Annotated in this window: 9 protein-coding genes and 1 pseudogene; 4 read left to right on the top strand and 6 right to left on the bottom strand. The window is 72.4% G+C overall.

Annotation, left to right across the window (positions count from 1 at the left end; translation table 11 throughout):
* Nucleotides 1-56: 56 nt before the first annotated feature.
* The 6 genes and pseudogenes from B7D75_RS03645 to pchR form a co-directional block, all read right to left on the bottom strand.
* Nucleotides 57-1,781 (bottom strand): ATP-binding cassette domain-containing protein, encoded by a 1,725-nt coding sequence (locus B7D75_RS03645; RefSeq protein WP_107113743.1) that lies wholly within the window; start codon nt 1,779-1,781, stop codon nt 57-59.
* On the bottom strand, nt 1,778-3,490 hold the full coding sequence (locus tag B7D75_RS03640) for an ABC transporter ATP-binding protein (protein WP_107113742.1): 1,713 nt from the start codon (nt 3,488-3,490) through the stop codon (nt 1,778-1,780). Before B7D75_RS03640 ends, B7D75_RS03645 begins: the two co-directional genes overlap by 4 nt.
* A complete protein-coding gene (pchG, locus tag B7D75_RS03635) occupies nt 3,487-4,536 on the bottom strand; it encodes a pyochelin biosynthesis thiazoline reductase PchG (RefSeq protein ID WP_058163177.1) in 1,050 nt (349 codons plus the stop codon). The genes B7D75_RS03640 and pchG overlap by 4 nt, the downstream gene beginning before the upstream one ends.
* On the bottom strand, nt 4,533-9,962 hold the full coding sequence (gene pchF, locus B7D75_RS03630; protein WP_107113741.1) for a pyochelin non-ribosomal peptide synthetase PchF: 5,430 nt from the start codon (nt 9,960-9,962) through the stop codon (nt 4,533-4,535). The genes pchG and pchF overlap by 4 nt, the downstream gene beginning before the upstream one ends.
* Nucleotides 9,959-14,268, bottom strand: a pseudogene (pchE, locus tag B7D75_RS03625) (pyochelin non-ribosomal peptide synthetase PchE). Before pchE ends, pchF begins: the two are co-directional and overlap by 4 nt.
* A gap of 194 nt (nt 14,269-14,462) precedes the next feature.
* Nucleotides 14,463-15,350, bottom strand: a complete 888-nt coding sequence (gene pchR, locus B7D75_RS03620) for a pyochelin biosynthesis transcriptional regulator PchR (RefSeq protein WP_003157556.1) — start codon at nt 15,348-15,350, stop codon at nt 14,463-14,465.
* 230 nt (nt 15,351-15,580) lie between these two features.
* On the opposite strand from pchR, the gene B7D75_RS03615 reads away from it, so the two are divergent.
* The 4 genes from B7D75_RS03615 to B7D75_RS03600 are packed head-to-tail and all read left to right on the top strand — an operon-like array spanning nt 15,581 to nt 19,708.
* Nucleotides 15,581-17,224 (top strand): (2,3-dihydroxybenzoyl)adenylate synthase, encoded by a 1,644-nt coding sequence (locus B7D75_RS03615; protein ID WP_003157555.1) that lies wholly within the window; start codon nt 15,581-15,583, stop codon nt 17,222-17,224.
* A complete protein-coding gene (locus B7D75_RS03610) occupies nt 17,221-17,976 on the top strand; it encodes a thioesterase II family protein (protein WP_107113740.1) in 756 nt (251 codons plus the stop codon). Before B7D75_RS03615 ends, B7D75_RS03610 begins: the two co-directional genes overlap by 4 nt.
* Nucleotides 17,976-18,281, top strand: a complete 306-nt coding sequence (gene pchB, locus B7D75_RS03605) for an isochorismate lyase PchB (RefSeq protein ID WP_034000079.1) — start codon at nt 17,976-17,978, stop codon at nt 18,279-18,281. Before B7D75_RS03610 ends, pchB begins: the two co-directional genes overlap by 1 nt.
* The gene (locus tag B7D75_RS03600) at nt 18,278-19,708 is read left to right on the top strand and encodes an isochorismate synthase (protein WP_058146161.1); all 1,431 of its coding nucleotides are present in this window, start codon (nt 18,278-18,280) and stop codon (nt 19,706-19,708) included. The genes pchB and B7D75_RS03600 overlap by 4 nt, the downstream gene beginning before the upstream one ends.
* Nucleotides 19,709-19,896: the final 188 nt, after the last annotated feature.

The following is a 19,896-nucleotide window of genomic DNA, read 5'->3' as shown; positions in this document are numbered from 1 at the left end:
ATGCTTATCATTATGAAGAATTCATCCCCCGGGCTTTTTCGATTGCCGGCCTTTCTCTATCGATCCACGGCCGACGTGGAACTTTCCCCCGCCGCCGCGCCGGCGAAAGCGGCGTACCAGGCATCGCCGGCACTCAGCCCGGCATGCTCGCCACGCGCGCGCAGGCGGCCCTCCTCCAGCACCAGCACCTGGTCGGCGAGGCGCGCCAGCGCCGGGCGATGGGTCACTACCAGCAGGGTGCGGCGGCCACGCAACCCGAGCAGGCTGCGCAGCACCTGCGCCTCGCTGGCGGCATCGAGGCTCGCGGTGGGTTCGTCGAGCAGCAGCAGCGGCGCCGTCGAAAGCAGGCCGCGCGCCAGGCACAGGCGCTGCCGCTGGCCGCCGGAAAGCAGCGCGCCGCCGGGGCCGACATCGCTGTCCCAGCCCTGCGGCCAGGCCTCGATCTCTTCCAGCAGGCCAACCGCCCGCGCCACCTCCCGGAGCGCCTGGAGATCGGCGTCGGGTCGCGCCATGCGCAGGTTCCAGGCGACGCTGCCGCGGAACAGGCCGTTGTCCTGGAATACCAGGTTGCGACTGGCGGCGAGGGTCGTTTCGCTCAACCGGCGGACATCCACGCCACCCAGCAGGACGCGCCCGCCGTCGGCGTCGTGGAGCCGCCCGAGCAGCGCCAGCAGGCTGCTCTTGCCGGCCCCGGAGGGGCCGACGAGGACGTTCAGCGAGCCCGGCTCCAGCCTCAGGGAAATGTCCTCGAGCAGAGCGCGGCCATCTTCCAGGCGCAGATCCAGGGCCTCGGCCACCAGGCTGGCGTCGTGCGGCCGCTCGCCCGGCTCGGGGCTGCGCAGCGGAGCCAGGGCGAACACCCGCAGCAGGCTGTCCAGCGCCTGCCAGGCGCCGCGCAACGCCTGGTCGAGATGGGTGAGCTGGGCCAGCGGCTCGATGAAGCGCACCAGCAGCACCAGCACCGCCACCAGTCGCGCGCCGTCCAGCCATTGCCGCTCCACCGCCCAGGCGCCGCCGAGCAGGGCGAAGGCGAACGCCGCCTGCACCGCCAGGGCGAAGCCGAGCCCACTGGGCAGGCTGCGCCGCAACAGTTCCAGGGTACTGCGATGGAGACTGCGCAAGGCCTCTTCCAGGCCCTGGCGAGCGACGCTTTCGCGCTGTGCCGCGCGCAGCAGCGGCTGGCGTTCGGCGAATGCCTGCAACTGCCGCGCGGCGTCGCGCTCGGCGGTCAGCCGGGCATCCTCCGCCGCCAGATTGCGCCGCCCGCTCCAGCGCAACAGCGCGGCGAGGACGGCACCGGCAAGTAGCAGGCCGAGGGCGATGGACGGGTCGATCAGGAACAGCCCGAGGATCACCCCGAGCGGCGTCACCAGCGCGGCGATCAGCGGCCCCAGCAGGTGCGCCGGGATGCCCATCGCCTGCAGCACCGGACCGCGCAGCAGGCCTTCGGCCGGCGCGACCCGGCGCAGCGCCGGCGGCGCCAGGCGCGGCAAGCGCGCCACCAGGCTGCGCACCAGCCCGGCCGCCAGCGAGCCGCCGGCGGCGAAACCGCGACGCAGGGCCAGGTACTGCACCAGCGCCTGCGCCAGGCTCAGGCCGAGCAACGCGGCGACCCAGCGCCAGGGCAGCGCGCCCTCGGCGAACCAGGCCTCGACCAGCGGCACCAGCAATACGCCGCAGGCGGCGTCCAGCAGCGCCGCCAGGACCGCCCAGGCGCTCGCCCGGCGCAACGCGGCACGGCAGTCCTCGGGCAGGGCGCGCATTCGTTCGAACAGGTTCATGCCGCCACCTCAGTGCCGCTCTGTTCGCGCCACAAGCGCGCATAGGTACCGTCCGCCGCCAACAGCGCCGCATGCTCGCCGCGTTCGACCAGACGACCGTCGGCCAGCACCAGGATCAGGTCGGCATCGCTGACTTCGGCCAGGCGATGGGCGACGATCACCCGGGTCCGGCCGCCGCCGCGCTCGCGCAGGTTGCGCAGCACTTGCCGGGCGGTCCGCGGATCCAGCGCCGAGGTCGGCTCGTCGAGCAGCAACAGGCGCGCCGGCGATAGCAGCGCACGGGCCAGGGCCAGTCGTTGCAGTTCGCCGCCGGACAGTTGCAGGTCGCGTCCCGGCACGCTGTCATAGCCGCGCGGCAGGGCCATGATGCGCTCGTCGAGACAGGCGTCGCGGGCCGCCTGGCGAATCTCCTGGAGATCGGCATCGGGGCGGAACAGGGCGATGTTGTCGGCCAGGGATATCTCCAGCGCCGCCGCCTGCTGGCCGACCAGCGCGAGATGCCGGTGGCGCATGGCCGAAGGCATGTCCCGCAGCGCCACGCCGCCGACCCGCAGTTCGCCGCGTGTCGCGTCCATGTGGCGCGCCAGCAGGTGCAGCAGGGTGCTCTTGCCGGAACCCGAAGGGCCGACCAAGGCCACCAGGCTGCCGTCGGCCAGTTCCAGGTCGATGTCGGCGAGGACCTCGCGGTCGTCGTAGGCGTGGCCGAGGCCACGCAGCGAGACCGAACCGTCGGCAGGCTCGGTGGCGCATCGTCCCTCCTCCAGCGGCGGCTGGTCGAACACCTGTTGCAGGCGCTCGGCGGCGGCGCGTGCGCTGATCAAGGCGTCGCCGCCGTGGCCGAGGGCCTGCACCGGCGCCGCCAGCGCCCGCAACAGGAGCAGGAAGGCGCAGGCCTGGCCGAGCGCCAGGGGCATGCCGAGGGCGTCCAGGGCCAGCGCGCCGAGCAGGACCCAGGCCAGCAGCCAGGGCGTCGCCAGTTGCACGTAGACCAGCGCGGCGAGATGCCCGACCCGCGACACCCAGGCGCCGAACGCCGCGCCGAAGTCCGCCGCCGCGGCCTCGACACCCCGCTGCACGCCGGCCCCGGGGTACTGCCGGGCGAGCAGCAGGTTGTGGGCGAACTCGCCGTATTCCGCCGAGAGCGCCTCCAGCGCCGCGTTGCGCCGCAGCACCTGCTCGCGGTAGCGCGCCGAGCGCAGCAGCAGGAAGCCGGCGACGGCCATTACCAGCGGCAGCAGGCAGAACAGCAACAGCCAGGGTTGCAGCCAGGCCAGCCAGAGCAGCGCGACCAGCGGCACCACCAGCAGGTTGCTGAGATCGTTGGGAGCGTGCGCGATCAGTTGGTGCAGGGCCCGCACGTCCTGCTCCACCAGGCGCGCCACGCCGTCCGGGCCCTGGCGGCCGAACCAGTCCAGCGGCAGCCGTTGCAGGTGCGCCAGCAGGCGCAGGCGCAGGTCGTTGCAGAGGTCCGCGTCGACCCGGTGGGCCAGGTGCGCGGCCAGCGCCTGGCAGAACAGCCAGGCCAGCACCGCCAGCAGCACCAGGGCCAGCAGCGCCGGCTGCGCCTGGCCGCGCGCCAGCGGCTCGGCGAGCCAGGCGAGAAGCATCCAGGGCAACAGCGAGCAGAGCCCGGCCAGGGCCTGCAACCCCATGGCCGCCGCCAGCCGCCAGCGATAGGTGCGCAGCAGGCGCCACAGCACCGGGGTCACGAGGCTTGCTCCAGCACCTGTTCCAGGCTCGCCGGCGCCAGCGACGCCGGCGGCGCCTCGGGGAAGCCAAGGCGCTCGCCGATCCGCTGCCACAGGGCGGCGACCTCCAGGCTGCGTTGGTTGCGCCGACGCACCGCGTCGCCGTCGGCGAGCAGCGCCAGCGCCTCGGCCGCCGCCGCCGGCCACAGGCGCTGGTGCACCTGGGCCCAGCTGCACGGTTCGGCATACCAGAGCTGGGCGCTGGGCAGCGGTTCACCGGGTATCTCGTCGAACAGCGCGAACAGGCCGTCGTCATCCTCGGCCGGTACCGCCACCGCAGGCGTCCACAACAACGGGCCATGGGGGCTGAGCAGGCTCAACGTGCCACGGTCGGTGGTCAGGCTGACGCGTTGCAACAGGGTCATGCGCCCGTCGTCGGCGGCCGCCAGTTCGTTGAGCACGTGCAGGCTCAACGGCACTTCCGCCAGCACCAGGGATAATCCGCGCATCGCCGACAGGTCGCTCGATGGCGATTCCAGCGACCAGGGGCCGACGCCCTCCAGCAACGCGGCGAGGATGTCCAGGGTGGCGAAGCCGACCTGCACCCCGCAGGCCGCGTCCAGGTGGCGGATGCCGCGCCGGCGGTGCAACTGGCGGCCCAGTTCGATGAAACGCGCCACCGCCGGCAACTGCGGATAGAAGGTGTTGAGCAGGCAGCGCCGGCCCAGGCGCTCGGCGCTGCGCAGCAGGTCCTGCCATTCGCGCGGCAGCAACGGGTGCTCGATCAGCACGTCGATGCCGCGCGCCATCAGCGCCTCGGCCAGCGCCGGGCCCTGCTCGCCGCGCGCCGCGCCGCCGACCGCGACGCAGGCCAGGCGGACATCGTCCGGCAGCGCCTCGACCTCGCGCCAGGACTCCACCCCGAGACGCTCGGCCAGCGCCCGCGAACGCCGGCTGCCCTGGCCAAGGATGCCGCGCAGGACGAAGCGTGGATCGGCGGCGACGCCGGCGGCATAGAACTGGCCGAACCGGGAACCGGCGACCACCACGGAACGGACGTCGCTCATCGACTCGCCTCCTCTGGCATGGGTTGGGACAGGGATTGCGCCAGGGCCTCGCCCAGGCAGTCGAAGTGCCCGCCGGGCACCTCGTGGATGCCGCACGCGCCGAGCGCGACGGTCCGCCAGTGGTTCGCCAGGGCCTCGGCATAGCGCGGCACCAATGGGTTGCCGGCGTCCGGCACGAACAGCCGCAGGGCGCCGACGTAGGGCTCCGGCGCCTCGGCCTGGCTGGCACGCACCGAGTGGCAGAACAGGCGGTAGAGGGTGTCGCGCTCGACGCTGGCGGCGTCGGCGCTACCGCTGGCCGCCTGCAGCACGCGGCCGCGCAGGGCGACGAGATCGGCCAGGCCCGGTAGCCCCGCCAGCGCCTCGGCGCCCAGACGTTCCGGTGTCTGCGCGAGCGCCGCCTGCACCGCCTGGCCAAGACGCTCCGGCGCGGGGAAGCCGAGCGTCGCGGTATCCAGGCCCAATGTGGCGGCGAAGCTGAACAACAGCAGGCGCTCGTCGTCCACCCGGTAGGGAATCCGGTAGCTGGAGACGATATCCAGCTGGCGTACGCGCACCCCGCGCTGGACCAGGGACTTGGCGGTCTCCAGGGCGACCAGCCCGCCGGAGCAGTAGCCGAGCAGGTCGACCTCGCGCAGCCCGGCGCCGTGGAGCGCCTCGGCGTAGCGGCGGCCGAGGCAGGCGTTGAGATGCTCGGCGGGGATCGCCAGGTAGGCGTCGCTGTCATGCACGGCCAGCCCCAGCAACGGCCGCCCCTCACCCAGGGCGCGAAGCAGCGGGCGGTACGGCAGCAGCGTGCCGAGGCCTTCGTGGACCAGCACCCGCGGCACGCCCTCGCCGGGCACCAGGCGCACCAGCGGATCGAGCGCCACCGCCCCCTCGGCGAGCGGTGCGCGCGACAGGCCGGCGTGCACCGGGGCGACGCCGCGCGACGCTGCCAGGGCTGGCCCGCGGCCCTCTTCCGGCGCGCCGCGCAGGCGCTCGGCCAGGCCGCGCGGGGTCGGCTGGCTGAGCGCCCAGCGCAGCAGGCGATCGAACGGATGTCGGCGGGCGCTTTCCAGGCGTTCGCGCAAGCGGGCGATCAACTGGGCGATCAACAGCGAGTCGCCGCCGGCGGCGAAGAAGTCTTGCTCGACACCCAGCGACGGGTTGTCCAGCACCTCGCGCCAGAGCGCCAGCAGCGCATTCTCCAGTTCGTCGGCCGGCGCCTGCGCGACGCCACGCCGAAGGTCCGCCTGGGGCTGGCGGGCAAAGCCGGTCAGGGCCTTGCGGTCGATCTTGCCGTTGCCGGTGACCGGCAGGCGTTCGAGCACGCGCAACTGCGCCGGGAGCATGTAGCGCGGCACCCGCGCTTCGACGAAGGCCAGCAGCTCGGCCGGCTCCAGGCGGGCGCGGTCGGTCTTGCAGCGGGCCAGCAGGACATCGTAGCCAAGCAGGTCGAGAGCGCTGCCGGGCGGGACCACGCCGCAAGCCAGGTCGCCGCTCTGTCCCGCCAGCCACTCCAGCCATTGCCCGGTGTGGACGAACAGTTGCCGGCGCTCGTCGCGGAGGTCGCGCGGGTTTTCCATCATCAGGCTCTGGCTGACGCTGATCTCGTTGTGCTCGCGCGTCAGTTCCTGGATCGCCAGCCAGGCGTCGGCGCCCAGCAGCTCGCGCAGACCGGCCAGCAGCGCCGGGGTGTCCAGCGCGTTGTTCAGCGCCCCGGAGCTGAGCAGGATATCCACCGAGTGCGGCGCCACGCCCTGGTCGAGGAGATCGCCGTTCATGTCGAAGCGGCCGAAGCGTACCCACGGCTGGTCGGCGAAGCGCTCGCGGGCGGCGGCGAGGAAGTAGCTGGAAACGTCGGTGAACAGGTAGTCCACCTCCACCCCTCGCTGCACCAGCGGCGCCAACCGGGCAATCACCGCGCGGCTGGCGGCGGCGGTACCGGCGCCCAGCTCCAGCAGGCGCCAGCGCCGTTGCGGCTGGCGCTCGACGATCGCGGCAATGGCCTCGGCCATCGCCGCGTGCAGCGCCTGGGCATGCAGGCCCTGGCTGTACATGGCCTCGGCGATGCGCGCCGAGCCCTGCGGGAACATCAGAGCCGCGGGGCTGATCCGCCCGGCCAGTTGCTCGCCGAGGGATTGCGCGCTATCGCGCAGGTAGGCGACCAGCTCGGCCGGCCAGAGCGCCTCCGGCGCGCAGCCGGCGAACGCCGCCCAGGCGTCCTCCGGACTCTGCGCGGGACGCTCGGCGCAGCCCAGCCAGCCGTCACCCCCGGCGCGCAGGTAGCCGCCCTCCTCCAACTGGCGCAACCAGTGGCGCAGCAGGCGCTGGCGCTTCTCGGCGATACCCAGGCGCTGGCAGAGGGTGGCGAAATCCAGCGGCGTCGCGCTGGCGAACAGCCCGCTGCCGGCCAGCCAGGCGGCCAACGAGGCGAGGCAGGCGCGGTCGAGTGCGGCCACCGCCGCGGCGATGTCCTCCTCGCTGCCCCAGTCGCGGCGCAACGCCTGGGCCGCCCGCTGGCGCACCGCGTCGAGCGCCGTACGCGGATCCTCGCCAGCCTCCGCCGACGCATGCAGGGTGACGAAGCTGGCCAGGCTGCGCTCGTGGGTCTCGCCGAGCACCACGGTGGCCGCCAGGTTGACCTGCGGATGGGCGCACAGCGCGGCGTCCAGTTCGGCCAGTTCGATGCGGTGGCCGCGAATCTTCACCTGGTCGTCCTCGCGGCCGAGGAACTCGATGCTGCCGTCGGCCAGGTAGCGGCCGAGGTCGCCGGTGCGATACAGGCGGCGCCCATCGGGATGACGGACGAAGCGTTCGGCGGTGCGCTGCGGATCGCCGGCGTAGCCGAGCGCCAGGCCCACCCCGCCGATGTGGATCTCGCCGCGCACGCCCGGCGGGCAGCGTCGCCCGCGGGCATCCAGGACTTCCACGCTCTGCCCACGCAGGGCACGGCCATAAGGAATGCTGGCCAGCTCGGTGTGCTGCGGGCGGATCGGCTGCTCGATCGACCAGATCGCCGCCTCGGTGGCGCCGCCCAGGCTGAACAGCGCGCTGTCCGGCCAGCGCCGCCACCAGCGGGTCGGCAGGCTGACCGGAATCCAGTCGCCGGACCAGAGCACGCAGCGCGGTCCCGGCAGGTGGCGTTGCGGCTCGCTCTCCAGGTAATCGATGAGCATCTGCCCCTGGGCCGGCACCGAGTTCCACAGGGTGATGGCGTGGCGTTCCAGCAGTTCCGCCCAGTGCGATGGATCGCTGCCGCGCGCCGGGTCCGGGAGGACCACCTGGGCCCCCGCCGCGGTGGCGCCGAAGAAGTCGTAGACCGAGAGGTCGAAGCTCAGCTCGGCGAGGCCGAGGACGCGGTCGTTGGCATCGACGCCGTAGCGCTGGTTGATGTCGAGCAGGGTGTTGCATACCGCCGCATGGCTGAGCATCACGCCCTTGGGCGTGCCGGTGGAGCCGGAGGTGTAGATCACGTAGGCGAGGTCGTCCGCCGCCACCTCCGCCGCGGGCGGCGGCGGCCAGTCGCTGTCGGCGGCCAGCCGGTCGATGGCCACGCAGGCGCAGCCGGCGTCCGGGACATCGCTTTCCAGGCAGACCAGCGCGACCACTTCGGCGCTGGCGAGGATCGCCTGGCGACGCAGCGGCGGCTGGCGGATGTCCACCGGCACATAGGCGGCGCCGGCCTGGAGGATGCCGAGCACCGCGACCAGTTGCGCGGCGCTTTTCGGCAGCATCACCGCGACCCGCCGGCCACGGCCCGCGCCGTGCGCTTCCAGGGCCCGGCGCAGGGCGCTGGCATGCTGGGCGACCTGGCGGTAGCTGTAGCTGCCGGCGGCATCGTGGATCACCGTGGCGTCGGGGGTCAGCAGGGCACGCTCGGCGAAACCGGCGGCGATGCTCCGGGCGCTGCCGGGCAACGCCTGCGGCGGCGCCTCGACGGGTTCCGTGGCATCGCCGTCGGTCCAGGCGCGCGGGCTCTGCGCCAGGCGCCGGAGCAGCCCGACGAAGTCGTCGAACATGGCCTCCGCCTGGCCCTCGGGGAACAACCCCAGGCGTACGTCCCAGCCGATCTCCAGGCCGCCGAACTGGTCGGTGACCTGGCAGTCCAGCCAGACCTGCGGGGTCTGGCTGATCATGTAGCGTGGCGTGCACGGCGCCTCGCCATCGCCGAGCAGGCGTTGCACGCTGCCGATGCCGCTGGTGAACACCACCGGCATCAGGTCGGCGCCGCGACCGCGCCGGCGCGCCAGCTCGCGCAGCAGGTCGACGCCGCTGAAGCTCGGGTGGTCGAGGTCGTCGAACATCTGCTCGCCGATGCGCCGGGCGCGCTCGACGAAACTCTCGCCGTGGCGGCTGTCCACCGCCAGCAGGCTGAGCGCGGTGAAGTCACCGAGCACCTGCGCCAGCTGCGGATGCAGCGGCGGCCGGTTGAGTACCGTCAGGTTGAGACAGAACGCCGGTGCCTGGCTCCAGCGACCGATGGTCTCGGCGAAGGCCGCCAGGGCCACGCCGGCAGCGCTCAGGCCGTGTTCGCCGGCGCGCGCGCCGAGCGCCTGCCAGGCGGCCTCGTCGAGGCGCGCGTGGAAGTGCCGGAAGCGCGTGGAGCGCGTGTCCGGCTGCGCCCGCAGCGGCAGGTCGGGACGCCCCGGCAGCGCGTCGAGGCGTGCCAGCCACCAGTCGCGGTCGCGCTGCCAGGCCGGCGACTGGCGTCGACGCTGCTCGACCCCGACATAGTCGCGGAAGGTCGCCTCCAGCGGTTCCGCCGTCCATTGCGGATCGAGATAGCGGCGGCGCCATTCGCCAAGCAGCAGTTGCAGGCTGGCGTAGTCGACCAGGGTGAAATCCACCGCACAGTGCAGTACGCAGGCATCCCGGCCGATACTCAGCTCGGGGCGCAGGACCGGCCACTGGTCGAGCGCCGCGCAGGCGTGGTCGAGGCGTTCGCGGACCCGCTCCAGGTGCGCCTGGAAACCGGCTTCGTCGAGCTCCGCGCAGGCATGCACGGTCAGCCGCTGCCAGGGCACCTCGGGCAGGACGCGTTGCCAGGCGTTGTCCTCGATCACCGCGCGCAGCATCGGGTGGCGCGCGACCATGGCGTTCCAGGCCGCCTCCAGGCGCGCCGGATCGGTGTCCGCCGGCCAGTCGTACTCGGCGTACAGCTGGCAGGCGTTGCCACCGTAATCGAAGGCCGCCTGGCGGCCCAGCACGTAGGCGGCCTGCACCGGGGTCAGCGGGAAACGCTGGTGGGCCAGCTCGGGCTCGGCGCGCCAGCCAGGGCCGCCTTCCAGGTGTTCCAGCAGGGCCTCGCGCTCGGCCCGCAGGCGTTCGGCGAGGCCGGCGTCGAGGGCGCCCTGGGGGGCGCGATAGCGCAGGCGGCCCGCCTCGCTCCAGAGTTCGATGCGCCGGCTGCGGCAGGTTTCCAGCAGTTCGCCGAGGCTCATAGCACGCCCTCTTCCAGTTGGGTTTCCTCAATGTCGTCGGTCTGCGCCTGCAAGTGGCGGGCGAGCCCGGCCAGGGTCGGCTGGCGATAGAAGTCGGCCATGCCCAGGCGTACGCCGAAACGCTCGCGTATGCCGGCCAGCAGGCGGGTCGCCAGCAGGCTGTCGCCGCCGAGGCTGAAGAAGCTCGCCTCGCGACGACGCACCGGGCGTTTAAGAACCGCTTCCCAGCAGTCGGCCAGCGCCTGCTCATGGGCTTCCAGCGGCTCCTCCGCCGAGGGCTCGTCGCGACACTCGCCGAGCGCGCGGGTCATGCTCCCGGCCAGGCGGCGACGGTCGACCTTGCCATTGCCGTTCAACGGCAGGCTTGGCAGGCACCACAGGCGTTCGGGCCGCATCGCCTGGGGCAGGCGTTGCTCCAGTCCGGCCTGGAGCGCGGCGGCGTCGAGCCCGAGCCCCGGCGCCAGCGCCTCGACCAGGGCGATCCGTTCGCTGCGCCACAGGCAACGCGGCGCCAGTCCCGCAGCGGCGAGATCGGCCAACAGGCTCGGCAGTTCCGCCAGGCGCAGCGGCCGGTCGTCGAGCAGGGCCGCACCGAGCAACGCCAGCGGCGACTCGCGCAGCAGGTCGACCAGCAGCAGGCGGCCCTGTGGGCGCAGCAACGCCGCGGCCAGCGCCAGGCCATCGCGGCTGGCGTCGTAGGCGTGCAACGCGGCGAAGCTGATCACCCGGTCGTAGCGACCGAGGTGCTCGGCAGGTAGCAGGCCGTCGTCCAGCGCCTGCACCGCGATCCGCTCCGGCAGGCGGGTGGCGGCAACGTCGAGGAGGACGCGGCTGCGTTCGAAGAGGGTCAGTTCCAGTCCCGGACGTAGCAGCGAGGCCATGCCCTGGTCGAGCCAGAGCCCGGCGCGGGTGTCCAGCACCGCCACCCGCAGGCGTTCGCCGGCAGCCGGCGTCGGCAACGCCTCGAGCAGGCGCGCCAAGGCCTCGCGGCCGTCCGGCAGGCGCGCGGCCACCGCCTGCGGCGCCAGCCAGGGATCGAGGAGCAGCGCGGCCGGCGCCTGTTCGCCGGCGAGCAGGCCGCGCAAGGCGTTGCCCATCGCGGTCAGCCCCGCGGCCTGCCAGCCGAGCCGGCGCAACGCCTCGTCGAGCGGCGGCAGCGCGCTGGCGGCGGAGTCCGCCAGCCAGTCCAGCCAGCGCCGGCGCAAACCGTCGTCGAGCTCCAGCGGCGCCTCCAGCAACGCGCCGAGGATCTCCCGGGTGAGCACCGCCTCGGCCTCTGCCAGGCCGGCGAAAGGCTGTGCGGCCGGCAGTTCCATGGAGCCTTCGGCCCGTGGCGCCAGGCGCGCTACCAGCACCGCGCCGAGGCTCGCCACGCCACCGCCGAGCACCGCCGCGCAGGCGCTCTCCACGCCGGCCTGGGCGCACAGCGCGGCCTCCACCTCGCCCAACTCGATGCGCTGGCCGCGCACTTTCACCTGCTGGTCGACCCGGCCGAGGAATTCCAGGGTGCCGTCCCCCAGTAGCGCCCGCGATCGCCGGTGCGGTACCAGCGGCCCTGGGCATCGTGGACGAAACGCCGGGCACTGAGCTCGGGGTCGTTGCGATAGCCACGGGCCAGGCTGGCGCCGCCGATCCACAGTTCGCCGACCACCAGGTCCGGCACGTCGCGCCCGTGCGCGTCGACCACCCGGTAGGCCTGTCCCGGCAACGGCCGGCCGTAGGGAATCGAACGCCAGTGCGGCCGCACCGTATCGACGCTCTGCAGATTCGACCAGATACCCGCTTCGGTGGCGCCGCCGAGCACATGCAGGCGGCACTCGCTGGAGCCGCGCGGGCGCAGCCGGGCGGGCAGGTCCAGGGCCACCCAGTCGCCGGACAGCAGCACCGCCCGCAGGCTGCGGTAGTCGGCCTGGCTCGCCGGCAGGCTGAGGGCCATCTCCAGCAGTGCCGGCGCCGAGTTCCACAGGCTCACCGCATGCCGCTGGATGGCCTCCGCCCAGGCGGCGGCGTCGCGCGCCTGTTCCTGGGTCGGCAGGACCAGGCTGGCACCGGCGCCGAGGCCGCCGAACAGGTCGAAGACCGACAGATCGAAGTCCAGCGCGGAGACCGCCAGCAAGCGATCCGATGCGTCCACCCGCAGCAGGTCGAGCAGCGCGTCGATGGTATTGATCGCCGCCGCGTGGCTGACCTCGACGCCCTTTGGCACCCCGGTGGAACCCGAGGTGTAGATCACATAGGCGCTCGCCTGCGGCGCCAGCGGCACGGGGGCGGCCAGCGCCGGACCGCGCAGCAGGCGCTGGAGGTCCAGGCGCGGCGGCAAGGCTTGCGGATCGTCCTCCTCGGTGATCGCCAGGCATACCCCGGCGGCCTCTTCGATCAGGCGCCGCCGTGCGGGCGGCTGGTCGATGTCCAGCGGCACGTAGCAGGCGCCGGCGGCGAGCACGCCGAATACCGCCGCGACCTGCTGCGGCCCGCGCGGCAGGCTGACCTCGACCGCGTCGCCAGGGCGTACCCCGGCCTCGCGCAGGCCGCCGGCGATGCGCAGCGCATGCTCGGCCAGTTCGCCGCGAGTGACACGTCGGTCGCGATAGAGCAGCGCGTCGGCATCCGGCGCCTCGGCGGCACGAAGGAAGAAGTCTCGATGCAGGGTGCGCGCCGTGGCGCATGCCGGCTGGCCGTTGAGCGCGGCCCGGCGCGCCTGCTGCGCCCAGGGCAGCGGCAGCTCGGCGGGCTGCTCCCAGGCGCTGTCGCAGAGACGCTGGAGCAATCCCACGTAGGCTTCGAACATGGTTTCCGGCAGGCCTTCGGGGAACAGCCCGACGACGCTGTCCCAGGCCAGCAGGATACCGTCGCCCACCCGGTAGAGCTGGTGGTCGAGCCAGACCTGCGGGGTCTGCGAGAGCATGTCGTGGAGATCGCCGAAGACTTCGCGGAACGCCGCCGGGACGAAGCCTTCCTCGCCCAGGTTGCTGGCGAACACCACCGGCGCCGAACGCGGCTGGCCCTGCCGGCGTGCCTCGCGCAGCACTTCGAGGGCGGGGAAGGCGGCATGGTCGATGGCGCCGTGGAGGGTGCGCTGGAAGCCCTTCACCGCCTCGGCGAAGGACACCCCGGCCTGCATCCGGCACTCCAGCAGCAACAGGGTGGTGAAGTCGGCGATCACTTCGCCGATGCGCGGGTCGTCGGCATGCCGATCGAACAGCGGTACGTTGAGGAGAAACTCCGGGGTTTCGCTCCAGCGCGCCAGGACCAGCGCGAAGGCGCAGCCGAACACGCAGGACAAGGTCACGCCATGCTGCGCCGCGAGACGCTCCAGGCGCCGGCTCTCGCCGGCGGAAAGCTGGAAGGCGAGGCGCCGGGTGCGCGGCTGGCGGATGCTTTGCGGCGCGCAGGCCAGCGGCAGGGCCGGCGCGTCCGGCAGGCGCGGCAGGCGTTCCAGCCAGTAATCGCGGGCCCGCGCCGAGGCCTCGGCGCGTTGCGCCGCACGGCACGCCAGGTAGTCGGCGAAATGCAGCACCGGCGGTTCCGCCAGGCGTTCCGGCGCGACATAGGCGGCGCCCAGCTCGGCGAGCAGCAGGCGCAGGCTTTCGACATCGGCGGCAAGCAGGTCGAGGCTCAGCCAGAGGCGGTCCTCGCCGCCCGGCATGCGCACCAGCCCGAGCAGGAACACCTGGCCGCGCTCCACCGCCAGGCATTCATGGGCGCGCCACTCGCGCAGCGCCCGCCAGTCGTGCTCGGCTTCGTCGGTTTGCCGCGCGCGCCAGTCCTGCAGGTCGAAGCACGGCAGCGGCGGCGCAGCGAGGACCTGCTGCAGGCCGTCGAAAAAGCGCGCGCGCAGCATCGGATGTCGCTGGCGCACGCACTCCGCCGCCGCGGCCAGGCGCTGCGGGTCGAGGTCGCGAGCGCGGAATTCGAGGAACGCGTGGCAACTGATGTTGCCCAGCACCTCGTCGGCGCCGCGCCCCAGCCAGTAGGCCTGCTGCACGGACGACAATTCGAATGGCCGGTCATGCGCCAGCGGCGCGGCCACCGCGGGCGGAACCCCGAGCGGCGCCGCGCCGGCCAGCAGCTCGAGCCAGGCGCCCAGGCTCGGTCGCTGCGCCAACTGGGCGAAATCCACCGCCAAGCCGCGTGCCCGCACGCGCTCCTGCAGGTACATCAGGCGAATCGAATCGAGGCCGCAACCCAGCAGATCGTCGTCGTCGGCCAGGGCGCGCACGTCGTCGAGCGGTTCGCCAAGCAATTCGGCGAGCTGCTCGGCCAGCCAGTCGCGCAGGGCGGTACGGGAATCGGGGGGCAGATCCATGGGGGCTCCCTAGGGCAAGCATCGGAGGTCGGCCGCCAGTTACTGGCAACCATTATCAAATGCGACCTTATCTCACCTGAGCAGGAGCGCAGGCCGGCAATGCTTTAGCCAGCCGGACTGTTTCGTTAGATGCAGGGACAACCGGAAACGACGACGCCCCTCCCGCGGCCGGGTCGGGGCAGCGTCGCGCCGGCTCAGCGGATTTCGCTGGGGGAAATGCCGTAGCGCTTGCGGAAGGCGATGGAAAAATGCGCCGGGCTGTAGCCGACCCGATAGGCGACCGTGGACACGTTGGCCTCTTCGTCGCAGAGCATCCGGTGTGCTTCGCGCAGGCGGTACTCCTGCAAGTAGCCGAACACGCTGGCGCCGAACACCTTGCGGAAGCCGGCGGTGAGCTTGCGGGGGTTCATCCCCACGCGGCTGGCCAGGGCGTCCAGCGACGGCGGCTCCTGCAGCTCGCCCACCAGCAGGTCGCGGGCGGCGTGGATGCGCTCGACCTCGGTGCAGGTGATGCGCCGCTCCTCTGCCGGACGCGCCTCGCCGGAAAGGAACTGGGCGCTCAGCGCAGCCAGTTCCAGGGCCTTGCCGCCCAGGTACAGGTCGCGGGTCGGACCGAGCATCTGGCAGGTGGCGATCTGCGAGGCCAGCGCCTGCATCGCCCGCGGCGCCGGGCAGCTCATGATCCGCGGATCCCCGCCGGGGCGCCGCACCAGCTGCTCGGGCAACCAGCCGAGGCGACTGTCGAGGGCTTCGATGCCGAGCTGGACGATGGTGTAGCGCAGCGGCTTGTCGGTGCCGTAGATCTGCGCCGAGGTGAAGTCGCCGTCGTTGGCGATGGTACACAGGCTCGGCCCCTCGATGAGGTGCTCGGGCTGGCCGGGAATCCGGCAGCGCAACTGGCCGCTCTGCACCAGGATCAGGCGCAGGCCGCGCTCCAGCGGTTCCTCGAACCAGTCCTCGCTGGCCGAGCAGAAGGTCCCGGTCACCAGCTTCATGTTCGGATCGATGTGCGCCACCCCGGGCCGGTTGCCCGGCACCGGCGCGGCACCGTCGGCCTGTGGAGCGATGATGGTGATGGTCATCAGGTTTTCCTGTAGCCCGGGCGCCACCGACGCGGCGACGCCTTCCTCGAAACGTGGAGACAGGGGGGACTTTTTAGCGGAGATGGACAAAGCATCCGGCACTCCGTCCCTGTAGCGAATGAAAAAGCCCCGCAATCGAAAGGCGCGGGCTTGCGCGGTCCCTGCCAGCCGCCAATGATAATAAATCTCATTTCCCAGCCTTGGCAATCGACCGCATCCACGGAGATCGCATGACTTCCTCGCCCGTCCCTCGAACGGCCGTCGACGACGCCCCCGACTGGCCCGCCGACTTCGCTCGCCGCTACATCGCCGCTGGCCACTGGCAGCAGCAGAGCTTCGCCGAAGCCCTCGCCGCCAGCGCCGCGCGCCATCCGCAACGGATCGCGCTGTGCGCCGACCAGCAGCGCCTCAGCTACGCCGAGCTGCTGCTGCGCTGTCGCCGCCTGGCTGCCGGCCTGCGCCAGCTCGGTCTGGCGCGCGGCGACACGGTGGTGCTGCACCTGCCCAACGGAATCGCCTTCGTCGAGACCTGCTTCGCCCTGTTCCAGCTCGGCGTGTGCCCGGTACTGGCCCTGCCCGCACACCGCCAGCACGAGATCGGCGGCTTCTGCCGCTTCGCCGGGGCCAAGGCCTATATCGGCGCCGAGCGGATCGATGGTTTCGACCCGCGGCCGATGGCCGGCGAACTGCTCGCCAGCGGCGCCTGTCGCATGGCGCTGATCCACGGCGAGGCCGAGGCTCCGCTGCAAACGCTGGCACCGCTGTACCAGGCGCCGGCGCTGGAGGAATGCGCCGCCCGCGCCGAGGACGTCGCCTGCTTCCAGCTGTCCGGCGGCACCACCGGCACGCCGAAGCTGATTCCCCGGCGTCACCGCGAATACCTCTACAACGTGCGCGCCAGCACCGAGGTCTGCGGCTTCGACGAGCACACCGTGTACCTTACCGGCCTGCCGATGGCGCACAATTTCACCCTCTGCTGCCCCGGGGTGATCGGCACCCTGCTGGCCGGCGGTCGCGTGGTGGTCAGCCAGCGCGCCGATCCCGAGCACTGCTTCCCGCTGATCGCCCGCGAACGGGTCACCCACACCGCCCTGGTACCACCGCTGGCGATGCTCTGGCTGGATGCCCAGGAAAGCCGCCGCGCCGATCTATCCAGCCTGCGCCTGCTCCAGGTCGGCGGCTCGAAGCTCGGCAGCAGTGCCGCGCGGCGCGTCGAACCGGTGCTTGGCTGCCGGCTGCAACAGGTGCTGGGAATGGCCGAGGGGCTGATCTGCTACACCCGCCTGGACGATCCGCCCGAACGCGTCCTGCACACCCAGGGCCGGCCGCTGTCGCCGGACGACGAGGTGCGGGTGGTCGACGCCGACGGCCGCGAGGTCGGCCCCGGCGAGATCGGCGAGCTGACCGTGCGCGGCCCCTACACCATCCGCGGCTACTACCGGCTGCCCGAGCACAACGCCAAGGCCTTCAGCGCGGACGGTTTCTACCGCACCGGCGACCGGGTCAGCCGCGACGCCGACGGCTACCTGGTGGTGGAAGGCCGCGACAAGGACCAGATCAACCGCGGCGGCGAGAAGATCGCCGCGGAGGAAGTGGAGAACCTGCTGATCGCCCATCCGCAGGTGCACGACGCCACCGTGGTGGCGATGCCCGACAGCCTGCTCGGCGAACGCACCTGCGCTTTCGTCATCCCGCGCCAGCCGGCGCCCTCGGCGCTGAAGCTGAAGCAGTACCTGCACGCCTGCGGACTGGCCGCGTTCAAGGTGCCGGACCGCATCGAGCTGGTCGCGGCCTTCCCCCAGACCGGGATCGGCAAGATCAGCAAGAAGGACCTGCGCGAGCGCCTGCGCCGCGAGCTGGAGGCCCGCGCATGAACGCCGCCTGGATCCGTCCGTTGCGCCTGACGCCGATGCCGCGCCTGCGCCTGGCCTGTTTCCCCCATGCCGGCGGCAGCGCCAGCTTCTTCCGCAGCTGGAGCGAACGCCTGCCAGCCGACGTCGACCTCCTGGCGCTGCAGTATCCCGGCCGCGAGGACCGCTTCAACGAGGCCCCGGCGACCCGCCTGGAAGACCTCGCCGACGGCGCCGCCCTCGCCCTGCGCGAATTCGCCGATGCGCCCGTGGCGCTGTTCGGGCACAGCCTCGGCGCGGCGCTGGCGTACGAGACCGCGCTGCGTCTGGAAAGCGCTGGCGCGCCTCTGCGCCACCTGTTCGTCTCGGCCCATCCGGCGCCGCACCGGCAGCGCGGCGGCGTGTTGCACCGCGGTGAAGACACGGCGCTGCTGGCGGACGTCCGCCGCCAGGGTGGCGCCAGCGAGTTGCTCGAGGACGCCGACCTGCGCGCGCTGTTCCTGCCGCTCCTGCGCGCCGACTACCAGGCGATCGAGACCTACCGCCGGGCGCAGCCGATCGCCCTGGCCTGCCCGCTGGATGTGCTCCTCGGCGACAGCGACGAGGAAGTCAGCCCCGCCGAGGCGCAGGCCTGGAGCGACGCCAGCCGGCACCTGGCGCGGCTGCGGCGCTTTCCCGGCGGGCACTTCTACCTGAGCGAGGGACGCGACGCGGTGATCGACCACCTGCTGCGCCGCCTCGAACACCCCGACACCCGTTCCCGAGAGGTTGCATGATGAAAATGCCCGAAGACTGCACCGGCCTGGCGGATATCCGCGAAGCCATCGACCGCATCGACCACGATATCGTCCTGGCCCTCGGCCGGCGCATGGACTACGTCAAGGCGGCCTCGCGCTTCAAGGCCAGCGAGGCGGCGATCCCGGCGCCCGAGCGGGTCGCCGCGATGCTGCCGGAACGCGCCCGCTGGGCGGAGGAGAACGGCCTCGACGCGCCCTTCGTCGAGGGCCTGTTCGCGCAGATCATCCACTGGTACATCGCCGAGCAGATCAAGTACTGGCGCCAGACCCGGGGTGCCGCATGAGCCGCCTGGCCCCCCTGAGCCAGTGCCTGCACGCCTTGCGCGGCACCTTCGAGCGCGCCATCGGCCAGGCGCAGGCGCTCGATCGTCCGGTCCTGGTGGCGGCTTCGTTCGAGATCGACCCGCTGGACCCGCTGCAGGTGTTCGGCGCCTGGGACGACCGGCAAACGCCCTGCCTGTACTGGGAACAGCCCGAGCTGGCGTTCTTCGCCTGGGGCTGCGCCCTGGAGCTGCAAGGCCACGGCGAACAGCGCTTCGCCCGGCTCGAGGACAGCTGGCGGCTGCTCTGCGCCGAGGCGGTGGTCGAGGGTCCGCTGGCGCCGCGCCTGTGCGGCGGCTTCCGCTTCGATCCGCGCGGCCCGCGCCAGGAACACTGGCAGGCCTTCGCCGACGCCAGCCTGATGCTCGCCAGCCTCACCGTGCTGCGCGAGGGCGAGCACCACCGGGTGCTCTGCCAGCACCTGGCCAAGCCCGGCGAAGACGCCCTGGCCCTGGCCGCCTTCCACTGCTCGGCGCTGCTGCGCCTGCGCCAGCCGGCCCGACGCCGGGCATTGCCGGCGAACGCCGGCGAACAGCAGGACGCCTCGCCGCTGGAGCGCCGGCAGTGGGAAGGCAAGGTCGCCGACGCGGTTCGCGGCGTGCGCCAGGGACGCTTCGGCAAGGTCGTGCTGGCCCGCGCCCAGGTCCAGCCGCTCGGCGAGATCGAGCCCTGGCAGGTACTCGAACAACTGCGCCTGCGCCACGCCGAGGCCCAGTTGTTCGCCTGTCGGCGCGGCAACGCCTGCTTCCTCGGCGCCTCGCCGGAACGCCTGGTGCAGGTGCGCGACGGCGCGCTGCGCACCCACGCCCTCGCCGGCACCACCGCCCGCGGCGGCGACGCCGGGGAAGACACCCGGCTCGGCCAGGCGCTGCTCGACAGCGCCAAGGAAAGACACGAGCACCAACTGGTGGTGGAGGCGATCCGCGCGGCCCTGGAGCCCTTCAGCGAAGCGTTGCGGATCCCCGCGACGCCCGCCCTGAAACGACTGGCCCGGGTGCAGCACCTGAACACGCCGATCCAGGCTCGCCTGGCCGATGGCCAGGGCATCCTGCGCCTGGTCGAAGCACTGCACCCGACCCCCGCGGTGGGCGGCTACCCGCGCAGCGCGGCGCTGGACCACATCCGCCAGCACGAAGGCATGGACCGTGGCTGGTACGCCGCGCCGCTGGGCTGGCTCGACGGCGAAGGCAACGGCGACTTCCTGGTGGCGCTGCGCTCGGCTCTGCTCACTCCGGGCCAGGGCTATCTGTTCGCCGGCTGCGGCCTGGTAGGCGATTCGGAACCGTCCCACGAGTACCGCGAAACCTGCCTTAAGCTCAGCGCCATGCAGGACGCCCTGTCCGCCGCCGGCGGCCTGGGCGAGGCACCGTTGCAACGCGGCGTCGCCTGAAACACGAAGCCCCCTGCGACCCGGGGTGCAGGGGGCTTCGAAGAAGCGCCGCGGCGCGGCCTGGACCGCGCGCGGCCAAGGTCGCGACTTATGAACGGTTCTACTCAAATAGAAAAGGTCAACAGATTTTTCTTTTAGATCAAGCGCCTATAGATCAGTGGCAGACCAGCGTCCAAAAACTGTAAACA

Origin of the sequence: Pseudomonas paraeruginosa (genome assembly GCF_003025345.2) — a bacterium.
In the GTDB taxonomy this organism is placed as follows: domain Bacteria; phylum Pseudomonadota; class Gammaproteobacteria; order Pseudomonadales; family Pseudomonadaceae; genus Pseudomonas; species Pseudomonas paraeruginosa.
This window is presented reverse-complemented; position numbering and strand designations above follow the sequence as displayed.